This is a genomic window from Phytohabitans rumicis (genome assembly GCF_011764445.1).
In the GTDB taxonomy this organism is placed as follows: Bacteria; Actinomycetota; Actinomycetes; order Mycobacteriales; family Micromonosporaceae; genus Phytohabitans; species Phytohabitans rumicis.
Genome location: NZ_BLPG01000001.1, coordinates 4788756 through 4801704, shown reverse-complemented (window position 1 = coordinate 4801704; position 12949 = coordinate 4788756). Strand labels below are relative to the sequence as shown.

Genomic DNA, 12949 nt, shown 5'->3' with positions numbered 1-12949 from the left:
AGCACAGAATGCACCCCACAATGCGTACCCCTAGACGACGCCTGCTCCGCGGCCTCGCCGTGGCCGCGATGGCGCTGCCGATCGCGCTCGGCGCCGCGGCGTGCGGCGACGACGAAAGCGGCGGCAGCACCGACCCGAACGCCCCGGTCAAGCTGTCCGTCTTCTACTGGGGCAGCGAGGCGCGCGCCAAGCTGACCGAGGAAGCGCTCAACGCGTACAAGGCCAAGCACTCCAATGTGGAGTTCGAGGTGACCTGGCAGGCAAACCAGGGGTACGCCGACAAGCTCGCCACGCTCGCCGCGGGCGGCGACGTGCCGGACCTGTTCGCGCTCGACGACAACATGCTCGCCGACTTCGCGACCCGCAACGTGACGGCCGACCTGACCGAGGCGAAGAGCAGCGGCAAGATCGACACGTCGAAGTTCCCGCCCAGCCTGGTCGAGTACGGCACGGTCGACGGCAAGTTCGTCGGCGTCGCGGCCGGCGAGAACACCCCGGGCCTGGTCTACAACAAGACGCTGGTCACCAAGAACGGGCTGCCCGAGCCGCAGACCGGCTGGACCTGGGACCAGTTCATCGACTGGGCCGCGCAGGTCACCACGAAGACCAAGGTGCCCGGCACGATGGACCCCAGCGCGGACTACAAGGCGTTCTGGGTGTGGCTGCGCCAGCAGGGCAAGGACCTCTACAACGGCAAGCAGCTCGGCTTCACCGCCGAGGACCTGACCAAGTGGTTCACCCTGTGGAAGGGCGCCCGGGACAAGAAGGCGACCCCCACCGCGGACGTCATCCACGAGGGCAACGTCACCGACATCAGCAAGCAGCTCGTGGTCACCGGCAAGGCCGCCACCTCGTGGGTGTGGGCCAACCAGATGCCGGAACTGAAGAAGAACACCAAGGACGAGCTGGGTGTCGTGGCGTACCCGGGCGACCCGAGCGGCCAGTGGGCGCGTGCCGCCATGTACTGGAGCGTGGCGCGCAGCAGCGAAAAGAAGGACACCGCGATCGATGTGATCAACTTCCTGGTCAACGACCAGGCGGCGGTCAACATCCTCGGCACCGACCGCGGCCTGCCGTCCAACCTGGACCTGCGCACCAAGTTCGCGGAGACGGTTACCGACCCGAACATGAAGCTCTCCATCCAGCTGGAGAACGACCTGGCGTCGAAGTTCGGCAAGGCCCCGCAGGTCCCGCCGAAGGGTCACAGCACGTTCCGGTCCGAGTTGGTGAAGGCGGCGGAGAACGTCCAGTTCGGACGCGCGACGCCGGAGAAGGCGGCGGCGGACCTGATCGCCCTGGTCCAGCCGAAGCTCGGCTAACTCGGAACAAGAGAGGAGTCAGCTCGTGGCGGTGACCACGGCCAACCAGCCGTCGGTGCACGCGAGCCAGGCCCCCGGGGCCTCCGTCAAGCGACGGAGGCCCCGGCGCGGCCAGCAGCGCGAAGGTGTGGCGGGATACGTCTTCCTGTCGCCGTGGCTCATCGGCCTCATGGTCGTCACCGCGGTACCGATGCTCCTGTCGCTCTACATCAGCTTCACCAACTACGACATCCTCAGCCCGTGGAGCGAGGTCGAGTGGGTCGGGTTGGCCAACTACGAACGGATGTTCACGGCCGACCCGTCGTACTGGCGCTCGGTCACGGTGACGATCTCGTTCGCGCTGATCGCGGTGCCGCTCAAGCTCGCGGTCGCGCTCGGCGTCGCCCTGCTGCTCAACAAGGCGTGGCGCGGCGTGGGCCTGTTCCGCGGCCTGTTCTACCTGCCGTCGCTGATCGGTGGCAGCGTGGCGCTCGCGATCGTCTGGGTCAACATGTTCAACCGGGACGGGGCGGTCAACGGCTTCCTGCGCCTGTTCGGCATCGAGGGCAAGCCCTGGGTGAACGACCCGACCTATGCGCTGGAGACGCTGATGGTCCTGGCCATCTGGCAGTTCGGGGCGCCGATGGTCATCTTCCTGGCGGGCCTCAAGCAGGTGCCCACCGAGCTGTACGAGGCGGCGTCGGTCGACGGCGCCGGGTGGTTCCGCAAATTCCGCTCCGTCACGCTGCCGATGCTGTCCCCGGTCATCTTCTTCAACCTGGTGCTGGAGACGATCAACGGGTTCCAGGGGTTCACCGCGGCCTTCGTGCTGAGCAACGGCACCGGCGGGCCGGTCGACTCCACGCTGATGTACACGCTGAACCTCTACATCAAGGGCTTCACCGAGTACGAGATGGGATACGCCTCCGCCATGGCCTGGGTCTTCCTGGTCGCCATCGGCATCATCACCGCCGTCTTCTTCAGCACCGGCCGGTTCTGGGTGCACTACTCGGATGGGGATCGCTGATGGTCGCGCATTCGCAAATGGTGGCCCGGCGGCGCCGCTCGGGATTCGCCCGCGGAGTCGTGCGTACGGCGATCCTGCTGGCGATCCTGACGATCGTGCTGTACCCGCTCGCCTGGATGGTCGGCACGTCGTTCAAGGGGCAGACGGAGATCGTCAGCAACACCGGGTTGCTGCCGACCGAGTTCTCCCGGGCAACTACACCGAGGGCTGGAACCACTTCGACGTCAGCTTCGCCCGCTTCTTCCTCAACAGCACGATGGTGGCGCTGCTGACCGTCGTCGGAAACGCGGCCTCCTGCCTGGTCGCCGCGTACGCGTTCGCCCGGCTGCGGTTTCCGCTGCGCGGCTTCTGGTTCGCCATCATGATCGGCACGCTGCTGCTGCCGCAGCACGTGCTGACCGTCCCGCAGTACATCCTCTTCAAGCAGTTGGGCTGGGTCGGCGGTGACTGGCCGTACGTGCCGCTGGTCGTGCCGCAGTTCCTGGCGACCGAGGCGTTCTTCGTCTTCCTGATGGTGCAGTTCATGCGCGGCATCCCGCGCGAACTGGACGAGGCCGCGAAGATCGACGGCGCCACACCGTTCGGCATCTTCCGGTACGTGATCCTGCCGCTGAGCCGGCCGGCGCTGGTGACGACCGCGATCTTCTCGTTCATCTGGACCTGGAACGAGTTCTTCCGGCAGCTGGTCTACCTGTCCCAGTTGCAGGACTACACGCTGCCGGTGGCGATGACGCTCTTCATCGACTCCAGCGGGCAGAGTTCCATCGGGCCGATGTTCGCCATGTCGGTGCTCTCGCTGCTGCCGGTGTTCCTGTTCTTCGTCGCGTTCCAGCGGATGCTCGTCGAGGGCATCAACACGAGCGGGATCAAGGGGTGAAACCCGGCTGGTACGACACCATCCGCAACGCCAGCGACCTGGCGCTGCTGGGGATCCTCACGGCCGTCGGCTCGCTCGGCGTGGTGACCGCCGGCGCGGCGGTCGCCACCGCCAGCGCGGCCGTGCACGACTGGTCCGCCGAGGAGCGGTGGCCGGCGGTCCGGGTCACCCTGCGCCGCTTCGCCCGAGCGCTGCTGCCCGGAGTCGTGCCCACACTGGTGGGCCTGGCCAGCGTGGTGCTGCTCGTGCTCAACCTGGCGGCCATCACGCGGGGCGTCGTACCGGGCGGGGTCGCGCTCGCCGTACCCACGTTTTTGCTGCTTGTCGCGGCGGCGGGCCTGGCCGGCCTGACCGTCGTCGAGATCGGCCGGCGCGGCGCGGCGGGTTGGTGGGCCGCCGCCCGCGCCGCGCTGCGGACCGGCCAGGCACAGCCGCGCGCCGTGCTGGCCGGTGCCGGCGTCATCGCGCTGGTGGCGGCGCTGGGCCTGATGATCATCCCGGTACTCGTCCCGGTCCTCGCTGGCTACGCCATCTTCGCCCTGCACGCTGTTGCCCGGCGGCTTTCCTGACCATAGTGTCGTCTTCCGTGCGGATGACCCACGCCCCAGGGCGCGTCCTGGCTGCGGTGCTGCTGATGACGCTGGCCGGATGCAGTGGCGACCCGTCGCCCACCGGCACCGGAAACCAGAAGGTCGAGATCGACGTCTTCTGGTGGGGTGGTGAGAAGCGGGCCGAGCTGACCGAGCAGGCGCTCAAGCTCTACACGTCGCGGCACCCCAACGTGACGTTCAAGAACCACTGGCAGGGCAACCAGGGCTATTACGACAACCTGGCGACCGAGGCCGCCGGCCCGAACGGGCCCGATCTCTTCCAGATCGACGACAACTACCTGACCGAGTACGCCGAACGGAACGTCACCCTCGACCTCTCGCCGTACGTGACGAGCGGGGCGCTGGACCTGTCCAAGCTGCCCGACAGCCTCGCCAAGTACGGCCAGGTGGGCGGCCGTACGGTCGGTGTGGCCGGCGCGGAGAACACCCCCGCGATGGTCTACAACCGCAGCCTCGTCAAGCGGTTGGGCGTTTCCGAGCCCTCGGTCGGCATGACGTACGAGCAGCTCTTCGAGTGGGCGACCCAGATCACCGACCGCACCGACGGCGCGGTCGCCGGCACGATGGACCCCTCGGCCGACTACAAGGCGCTGTGGCTGTGGCTGCGCGCCCAGGGCAAGGAGCTGTACGCCGGAAAGCAGATGGGCTTCACCGCCGCCGACCTGGGCGCCTGGTTCGACATGTGGAAGCAGGCCCGGGACAGCGGTGCGGCGCCCGGAGCGGCCGTCATCAAGGAGGCGAACGGCGGCGACGTGACCAAGCAGCTCGTGGCGACCGGGCGCGCCGCCACCTCGTTCATGTGGTCCAACCAGCTTCCGGAGCTGCAGCGCGGCACCAAGGACGAGCTGGCCCTCGTGTCGTACCCGGGTGACCCGAAGGGCCAATGGGCGCGCGCCTCGATGTACTGGTCCGTGTTCCGCGGCACCCGCTACGCCGACACCGTGGTCGACGTGATCAACTTCCTGGTCAACGACCCGGAGGCCGGCAAGATCCTCGGCACCGAGCGCGGCCTGAGCCCCAACACCGACGTCCGCAAGGTGGTCGGCGAGTCGCTGACCGACCCGACGGCCCGCGCCACCATCGCGTTCGAGAACGCCATCACGCCACGGTTCGGCGCCGCGCCGGCACCGCCGCCGAAGGGGCACGCCAAGATCCGTACGCTGCTGACCGCGGCTGCGGAGAGCGTGCAGACCGGCGCGAAGTCGCCCCGGCAGGCCGCCGACCAGTTCCTCAACCAGGCGAACGCGGTGCTGGCCGGCTAGCTCCCCGCTTTTCCCGGCTCACTTCGCGAACTGGCCGATCATGAAGTCGTACTCGCCGGGGCACACGATGTACTTCGCGTTCCACTTGCAGCCGCTGGAGCGTACGTCGTTGAGGTTGCCCATCTCGTCCGGCTCCTTCGCGCCGGCGTGCAGCCCGGCCACCCCGTAGTCGCCGACCGACTCGGTCGAGGAGTCGAGGAAGAGCAGGTTGCCGCCGTCGATGCGGGCGACCGCGCCCTCGCGGCTCAGCAGCTCGTTCCCGGACGGGTCGAGGATGCGCGACCGGTACTCGCCGCTCACGCTCCGGACCGCCACCTGGTCGCCGAAGTGGATCAGTATCTCCGCCTTGGGCGCCGGCTTGCGCCACAGCTGGCCACCCTTGTCCAGGTCGACCGCGACGACGTTGGTGGACTCCGCACCGGAGCCGCCGCTGTCCAACAGGCACAGACGCAGCTCGCCGCACATCGCCAGGAGGTCCAGGTCCCGGTCGGGGTCCGGCGCCGTGTAGAGGCTCTTCGGGTCGCCGAGACTGTCCAGGTCGTATCCCGAGAGCCGATAGCCGCCCGCGTCGTCCGACGCCACCACCAGCCACCCGTTGTACGCCATCACCTGGTCGTCGAGGTCCGCCACGTTGTTGCGGCTCTTGAGCACGTTTCCGTTGGTCGCGTCGATCACCCGCGCGGAGCGGTCCGCCGCGATCTGCACGATCCGCTTGTCGTCGTCCAGCCGCTGGGCGAACGGGGTGCCCCGCACGTCGGACGGGCCGGACACGTCCTCGACGGTCTGCACCTGGTAGACCGTGGTGCCCGCGTCGCCGCCGCCGGTACGCGGGTTGGGCTTCTCCCACCTGACCTTGCCGGTCTCGATGTCCAGCCCGAGCAGCCGGCTCTGCGCCGAATCGTCGAACACGACGATGTCCCCGACGAAGTACAGGCGGTCCTCGGTCTTGTACGGCCGCTTCCACATCTCGTCCCCGGTCTCGGGGTCCAGGACGATCATGTCCTTGATCGCCTCGCTGGTCGTCGGGTCCGCGTACGCGATCACGGCGTCCGGCAGCACGGTGATCCCGGCCCACCGGTCGGCCGTGGTCTTCGTCTGCTTGCGCCACCGCTCCTTCAGCGACGGCGGGTCCACCGCGACGATCTCCAGCCGCAGGTCCTTCCGCTCGTACGCGTAGTAGGCGTGGTCGCCGACGAATCCGGTGTAGACGTTCGACGTGTAGTCCTCCCCGCCCTTGACCCGGCCCAGCTCGGTCACCGACGCCTGGAAGTCGATGTCGTCGTACCCGCCGCCGGTGAGATAAAGCGCCGCGGCCGTGACCACCGCGGCGAGGGCGACCACGGCGGCGGCCGCGATCCACAGCACCGGACGCCGGCGCGGCGTGATCGGGGGCGCCGGCGCCGCCGGCGGAGATTGTGGAGAGAGCGGGACCGTCGTCTCGAACGGCTCCGCCGCTGCCGGCGGTGGGGGTGCGCTCACCGATCCGGCGCCCGCCATCGCCACCGCCCGGATCTCGGACAGCGCGCCCTCGGCGACCGGCAGCTCGGGCTGCTCCAGCACGGTCGGGGCGATGCCCAGCTCGGCGTGCAGCAGCCGGGCCACCAGCGGGACCCGCGACGAGCCGCCGACCAGGAAGAGCCCGGCGAGCTGGCTCGGCGCCAGCCCGCTGTTGCCGATGACCGCCGCCGCCGCGAACACGCCCCGGCGCAGCAGCGGATGGGCGAGCCGTTCGAGCTCCTCCCGGGTCAGGTGCACGGCCTGCTCGACGCCGGGCACCGGCACCGGCGCCGCCGACGTGCGGGACAGCATCTCCTTCGCCCCGCGTACGTCGTCCCAGAACTGCCGCCGGTTGCGCCACTGCGCGGCGGTCGCCGGCTGGGCGAGCTGCTGCCACGCCTGCTGGTGCGTCCCGCTGAGCGTCCGGCCGAGGTGGTCGACGAGGACCGCGTCCAGGTCGAGGCCGCCCAGCTCGGCGACGCCGCCCGAGCCGATGACCGCGAAGCCGGCGCCCTCGTTGCGTACGACGGCGACGTCCAGGGTCCCGCCGCCGAAGTCGAAGACCGCGATGCAGGCGCCCACCGGCACCGGCCGGCGCAGCACCTCGGCGAAGTACCGGGCCGCCGCGACCGGCTCGGGCACCATCCGCGTACCCGTGTCCCCGCCGACCGGCGGCCACCCGGCGCGGGCGATGGCGGCGACGAGCACGTCCCGGCGCCGCGCTCCCCACGCGGCCGGATACGTCACCACCGCGGGCGGCAGGAACCCGACCGCGTCGACCGCCGTACGGGCGACGGCGCCCAGCACGGCCGCCAGCAGGTCCGCGGTCGGCACCTCCAGCCCGCCGAGCAGCACGCCCGGCTCATCCACCCGCCGCTTGGGGTTCGGCTCGTAGCGGGCCGGGTCGGCCTGGCCCAGGCGCTGGGCGTCCCGGCCCACGTGCAGCCGGCTGGCGTCGTCGAGGAACACCGCCGACGGCATGACCGGCTGGCCGTCGAAGAGCAGGGGACGCGTACGCCCGTCGGGCCAGCGCAGCACCGCGACCGTGTTGGACGTACCGATGTCGACGCCGAGGGCGTACCCGCTGGCCGGGCCTGCCATCTACCGCTCCTCCGAGGGGGTGAGGGGTTCCGGCCCTGCATGTTACGGGGACCACGCAGCCCGCCCGCCCGGTACGCCCTACGCCATGCTGCGGCGGCGTACCACCTCGGCGAGCGTCACCGCGGCGGCCACGCTGGCGTTCAGCGACTCGACCGTCGACGCCATCGGGATGCTGACCCGCAGGTCACAGGTCTCCCCGACGAGGCGGGACAGCCCGCGCCCCTCGGAGCCGACCACGACCACCAGCGGGCCGACGGCCGCCTCAAGGTCGTACACGTCGGTCTCGCCATCGGCGTCGAGGCCGACCACGACGAAGCCGGCCTGCTGGCATGCCTTGATCGTCCGGGTCAGGTTGGTGACCTGCGCGACCGGCAGCCGCGCCGCGGCGCCCGCGCTGGTGCGCCACGCCGTCGCCGTCATGCCCGCGGCCCGCCGCTCGGTGAGGAACACGCCCTGCGCGCCGAAGGCCGCCGCCGACCGGATCACCGCGCCGAGGTTGCGCGGGTCGGTCACGCCGTCGAGGGCGACCAGCAACGGCGCCGGATGCTCGGCGGCCGCGGCCAGCATGTCCTCGAACGCCTCGTACGCGTACGGCGGCACCTGCAGCCCGATGCCCTGGTGCAGCACACCGCCGGTCATCCGGTCGAGCTCGGCGCGGCTGATCTCCAGGATCGCGATGCCCCGGTCGGCCGAGGTGCGGATGATCTCGTTGACCCGGTCGTCGATCTCGATGCCGTTAGCCACGTAGAGCGCGGTCGCCGGCACGCGGGCGCGCAGCGCCTCGACCACCGGGTTGCGCCCGACGAGCAGCTCCGGAGTGCCCTTGGCCGGGGTGGACCGGCGACCGGGCGCCACCCGGGGGCCGGACCGGGACGCGGGCGCCTTGCCCCGCTTGGTCGGCTTGACGCCCTGGGTGCCGCGCCCCCACGTGGTGTCCTTGGTGCCCGGGACGCCGGCCTTCGGCGCGCGGCCCTCCTCGGCCGCCGCGCGCCGCTCCTTGTCCTGCTTCCAGGCGGTGCGCTGGGGCAGCTTCTCCGTGCCCGAGTACGCCTTGTGCCACGGCCGCTCGTCGGCGGGCAGGGTGCGGCCCTTGCCCGACAGGCCGGCCTTGTTCTTTCCGCCGGAGCCGCCGGTCGCGCCCTTTTTCGACGTGACCCGCCGGCCACGCCGCTGAGAATTACCTGCCATCGCCCACCGTCCACCGCGGTCCGGCCGGCGTGTCCTCGACGACGACGCCGGCCTGTTTAAGCTGGTCACGAACCGCGTCGGCAGCGGCCCAGTCCTTGCGGGCACGCGCCTGGGCACGCTGGTCGAGGGCCAGCGCCACCAGCGCGTCGACGACGCTCTTCAGCTCGTCGCCGCGCCCGCCATCACCCCACGCGGGGTCGAGCGGGTCGAGGCCGAGCACATCAAGCATCGCCCGTACGCTGCCGAGCGCCTCCCGGACGGCGGCCTCGTCGCCCCGGTCCAGGGCCCCGTTGCCCTCATGAACGACCTCGCGCAGCTCCGCGAGCGCCGCGGAGGTGTTGAGGTCGTCGTCCATCGCGGCGACGAATCCCGCCGCCGGCGTGCCGAGCGGGACGGCACCGACCCGCTCCGAGGCCCGCTTGACGAAGCCTTCGATCCGCCGGTACGCCACCGCCTTCTCGCGCAGGTTGTCGTCGGAGTAGTCGATCCGGGACCGGTAGTGCGGCTCGGCGAGGTAGTAGCGCAGCTCGACCGGGCGTACCCCCAAGGAGGCCACGTGGTCGAGGTCGATGACGTTGCCGAGCGACTTGCTCATCTTGGCCTCGCCGAGATTGAGCAGGGCGTGGTGCACCCAGTAGCGGGCGAACGGCAGCCCCGCCGCGCGGGACTGGGCGATCTCGTTCTCGTGGTGCGGGAACGTCAGGTCGAGCCCGCCGCCGTGGATGTCGAACTCGGCGCCGAGGTAGCGCCAGCACATCGCCGAGCACTCGATGTGCCAGCCCGGCCGGCCGCGACCCCACGGCGACGGCCAAGTGGCGTCCTCGGGCTCGCCGGCCTTCTGCCCCTTCCACAGCGCGAAGTCGTTGGGACTGCGCTTGGCCCGGGCCGGGCCGTCGTCGGGCGCCTGCATCGCGTCCGGGTGCTGGCCGGAGAGCGCGCCGTACGCCGGGTAGGACCGGACGTCGAAGTACACGTCGCCCGACCCGTCGGCCGCCGCGTACGCGTGCCCGTCGGCGATGAGCTTTTCGATCAGCTCGAACATGTCGGTCATGTGCCCGGTGGCGCGCGGCTCGTTCGTCGGCGGCAGCACGTTGAGCGTGCGGTACGCCGCGCCCAGGATCACCTCGTTGGCGTACGCGATCGACCAGAAGGGACGCCCGTACTCGATCGACTTGGCCAGGACCTTGTCGTCGATGTCGGTGATGTTGCGGATGAGCGTGACCTCGTTGCCCGCGCGCAGCAGCCAGCGCCGCAGGACGTCGTAGTTGACCCCCGAGCGAAGGTGCCCGATGTGCGGCTCGGACTGCACGGTGACACCACACAGATAGATCGCCACCCGGCCGGCTTCTCGCGGGACGAAGTCCCGCACCGATCTGGCGGCGGTGTCATACAGGCGTAGCGTCACCCTGCAAGGGTAACTGCGCGGCTATTGGTACTGGATGTCGGCCGTCGCAAAGAAACAGTTCGTGCCGTCCGCGCCGCTGCCAATCTTCGTCGGCTCCCCGTCGGTGACGCCCTTGTACTTCTCGCAGATCGCGATCTTCTCGGCGCCGTCGCCGATGATCGTGATGCCGGAGAAGCGGGCGGTGTCGCCGAAATTGGCGTTGATGCCGGCGAGCGTCTTGCCCGGCGCGGTGACCGTGACGTCCTGGAAGACCACCGCGCGCTTGTGCTGGGTGGAGCAGTTGCCGCACGAGCGGTAGAGCTTGCCGAAGTCCTCCACCTGGAAGTTCTTGACCGTCAGGGTGCCGCCGCCGTTGTGCTGGAAGACCTTGTCCGACGCCGACCGCGCGCCGCCGCCGTCGACGAGATAGGTCGCCGAGGCGCCGCCCTTGAACGTGGCGGCGTCTTCGCCTACGTCCTGCCACCAGACGTTCTTCAGGGTGCAGGAGCCGGTGCAGTGCACGCCATCGCCGGCCGGTGCGCCGATGATGACGTTTTCCAGCACGGCGCCGTCGGCGAGCTTGAACATGGGATCCTGGCGTTCGCTCTGGCCGCCGTCGCCGATGCCGTAGTAGCGCTTGAGTTTGCCGTCCAGGCCGCTCTTGGGTACCTCGATGGTGTCGTCGACCTTGACCTGGTCGGTCGGCTCCGGCCACGCGGCCGGGGCGTTCGTCGTGGGCGCGGCCGTGGTCGGGGCCGCCGTGGTCGGGACGGCAGTCGTGGGTACGGCGGTGGCCGGCACCGCAGTCGTCGGGGCGGCGGTCGTGGGCGCGGGCAGGCCGCCGACCTCGGACACCGCCACGTCGTCGAAGTCCGCGGTGGCGTGGCCGGTGGTCAGCCCGATCCGCCCCGTCGCGAAGAGTCCACTGCTGCCCGAGACGACCGCCTTGCCGTCGACCGAGCCGCGGATCGTGCTGCCGGACATCTCGACCCGCAGCGTGTACCAGGCGCCGGGGGTCACCGGCACGACGGCGCTCGACAAGACGGTCGACGCGCCGCTCTTGACCGCCTGCAACTCGACCCGGCCGCCGTTGACCAGGACCAGCCGGTAGAAGCTCGTGGCGCCCTGGGCGCGGGCGGCGATGCCCGCGTAGCCGGTCGCGGTGCCGAAGCCGGTCGGCTTCACCCGAGCCTGTACGGCGTACCCGGCCCAGTCCGCCTCGCCGGCGAAGACCCGGGCCTGCTCACTGTCCAGCTTGGACTGCTGATAGACCCTGTTCGTGCCGTCGGTGGCGACCGCCCAGGTCCCGCCCGACTTCGACCAGCCGGCCGCGCCGTTGGAGAAATCCGTGCTGAACGAGGTTGTTTCCGCGAACGCGAACGTCCCGACGGCCCCCATGATGCCGACCACGCCCACGACCGCCCCGCCCAGCAGCACGCGCCTGCGCTGGGCAACGTTTGACGCCACGCATTACCTCCGGTGAATCCCCCCAATGTGCTCCCAGCAGGTTGCGGCAAAGGTTCAATAGTGAAAAGCCCTTTCATGAAGACTTAAGAAAACGCGCTCTCGTACGCTGACGGCGTGAGCGACAACGGGCGGCCGGCCGAGACCGCGCAGACGCTGGATCGGGGCCTGCGGCTGCTGCACCTCGTCGCCGACGCGCCCGGCGGGCTGACCGTCACCGAGGCGGCGGCCCGGCTGGGCGTGGGGCGGGCGGTCGTCTACCGGCTGGTCGGCGCGCTCGTCGAGCACGGCATGGTACGCCGGGACAGCCGCAGCCGGCTCCGCCTCGGCGCGGGCCTCCTCCTACTCGCCCGGCGCGCCCAGCCGCTGCTCGCCGACGCGGCCCGGCCCGCGCTACGCCGGCTGGCCGAAGGCATCGGCGCGACGGCGCACCTGACCATCGCCGAGGGCGGCGAGGCGGTGGCCCTGGCCGTGGTCGAGCCAAGCTGGACGGCGTTCCACGTGGCGTACCGCACCGGATCGCGGCACCCGCTGGAGCGCGGCGCCGCCGGCCGAGCCATCCTCGCCGGCCGGCAGGGCGACCCGAGCCCGGTGGCGACGAGCGGCGAACTGCAACCCGGCGCGTACGGCGTCGCCGCCCCGGTCCTCGGCCTGGAGGGCCTGGAGGCGAGCGTCGGCGTGGTCGCCATGAGCCCCCTGGACCCCGACGTGATCGGCCCGCAGGTCCTCTCCGCCGCCGCCGCCATAGCCCACGCCCTAAGCTAACCGCCCCGCCCGCCCCCGCCCCCCGCCCGCGCGCTCCGCCCGCCGCGCGGCCCGCGCGCCCCGCTCCGCCCAGCGCCGCGCGCCCTGCCCGCCGCGCGCCCTGCCCACCGCGCGCCCGCGCGCCCCGCCCCGCTCCCTGCCCGCCGCGCCGATCAAGGACTTTCGCGTCGATCAAGGGCAAACGGTCGTGCTTTGATCTCCGATCCACGGCCATTCGCCCTTGATCGACGACAAAGTCCTTGATCGACGCGCCGCAGCGGCCGGCGCGGGGGCGCCGCGGCGCTCGCTGACCGCGTGCCCCGCTCCCTCACCGCCGCGCCCCGCGCCCTGCGCCCTGCCCGCCGCGCGCCCTGCGCCCCGCCCCGCTCCCTCACCGCCGCGCCGATCAAGGACTTTCGCGTCGATCAAGGGCAAACGGTCGTGCTTTGATCTCCGATTCACGGCCGTTTGCCCTTGATCGACGGCGAAGTCCTTG

At 70.9% G+C, this 12949-nt stretch carries 9 protein-coding genes and 1 pseudogene; 6 read left to right on the top strand and 4 right to left on the bottom strand.

Going from position 1 to position 12949, the window contains the following annotated elements; all coding sequences use genetic code 11:
- Nucleotides 1–8 precede the first annotated feature (8 nt).
- From Prum_RS21600 to Prum_RS21580, 5 genes and pseudogenes are all read left to right on the top strand, one after another.
- Nucleotides 9–1319 carry an ABC transporter substrate-binding protein gene (locus tag Prum_RS21600; RefSeq protein ID WP_173078176.1) on the top strand — a complete coding sequence of 437 codons (1311 nt, stop codon included), beginning with the start codon at nt 9–11 and terminating at the stop codon, nt 1317–1319.
- A 25-nt stretch (nt 1320–1344) separates the two neighbouring features.
- A complete protein-coding gene (locus Prum_RS21595; RefSeq protein WP_371871250.1) occupies nt 1345–2325 on the top strand; it encodes a carbohydrate ABC transporter permease in 981 nt (326 codons plus the stop codon).
- A pseudogene (locus Prum_RS21590) lies at nt 2325–3202 on the top strand (carbohydrate ABC transporter permease). The gene Prum_RS21595 and the pseudogene Prum_RS21590 overlap by 1 nt, the downstream one beginning before the upstream one ends.
- A complete protein-coding gene (locus tag Prum_RS21585; RefSeq protein WP_173078175.1) occupies nt 3199–3771 on the top strand; it encodes a hypothetical protein in 573 nt (190 codons plus the stop codon). The pseudogene Prum_RS21590 and the gene Prum_RS21585 overlap by 4 nt, the downstream one beginning before the upstream one ends.
- 23 nt (nt 3772–3794) lie before the next feature.
- Nucleotides 3795–5075, top strand: a complete 1281-nt coding sequence (locus Prum_RS21580) for an ABC transporter substrate-binding protein (protein WP_173078174.1) — start codon at nt 3795–3797, stop codon at nt 5073–5075.
- Nucleotides 5076–5093: 18 nt separating this feature from the next.
- Here Prum_RS21580 and Prum_RS21575 read toward each other — a convergent pair whose 3' ends face one another.
- The 4 genes from Prum_RS21575 to Prum_RS21560 form a co-directional block, all read right to left on the bottom strand.
- Nucleotides 5094–7673, bottom strand: a complete 2580-nt coding sequence (locus Prum_RS21575; protein WP_173078173.1) for an Hsp70 family protein — start codon at nt 7671–7673, stop codon at nt 5094–5096.
- A gap of 78 nt (nt 7674–7751) precedes the next feature.
- A complete protein-coding gene (gene rlmB / locus Prum_RS21570; protein WP_173078172.1) occupies nt 7752–8861 on the bottom strand; it encodes a 23S rRNA (guanosine(2251)-2'-O)-methyltransferase RlmB in 1110 nt (369 codons plus the stop codon).
- Nucleotides 8851–10266, bottom strand: coding sequence for a cysteine--tRNA ligase (gene cysS, locus Prum_RS21565; protein WP_173078171.1), 1416 nt, complete (start codon nt 10264–10266; stop codon nt 8851–8853). Before cysS ends, rlmB begins: the two co-directional genes overlap by 11 nt.
- Nucleotides 10267–10287: 21 nt before the next feature.
- Nucleotides 10288–11712 carry a pectate lyase gene (locus Prum_RS21560; RefSeq protein ID WP_246278016.1) on the bottom strand — a complete coding sequence of 475 codons (1425 nt, stop codon included), beginning with the start codon at nt 11710–11712 and terminating at the stop codon, nt 10288–10290.
- A gap of 114 nt (nt 11713–11826) precedes the next feature.
- Here Prum_RS21560 and Prum_RS21555 point away from each other — a divergent pair, with 114 nt between their 5' ends.
- Nucleotides 11827–12474: a helix-turn-helix domain-containing protein gene (locus Prum_RS21555; protein ID WP_173078170.1), complete on the top strand. Its 648-nt coding sequence runs from the start codon at nt 11827–11829 to the stop codon at nt 12472–12474.
- Nucleotides 12475–12949: the final 475 nt, after the last annotated feature.

Bases quoted from the DNA above. Each gene is read 5' to 3' on its own strand.
- Prum_RS21600 (WP_173078176.1), top strand. From the start codon at position 9: ATGCACCCCACAATGCGTACCCCTAGACGACGCCTGCTCCGCGGCCTC.
- Prum_RS21580 (WP_173078174.1), top strand. From the start codon at position 3,795: ATGACCCACGCCCCAGGGCGCGTCCTGGCTGCGGTGCTGCTGATGACG.
- Prum_RS21575 (WP_173078173.1), bottom strand. From the start codon at position 7,673: ATGGCAGGCCCGGCCAGCGGGTACGCCCTCGGCGTCGACATCGGTACG.
- rlmB (WP_173078172.1), bottom strand. From the start codon at position 8,861: ATGGCAGGTAATTCTCAGCGGCGTGGCCGGCGGGTCACGTCGAAAAAG.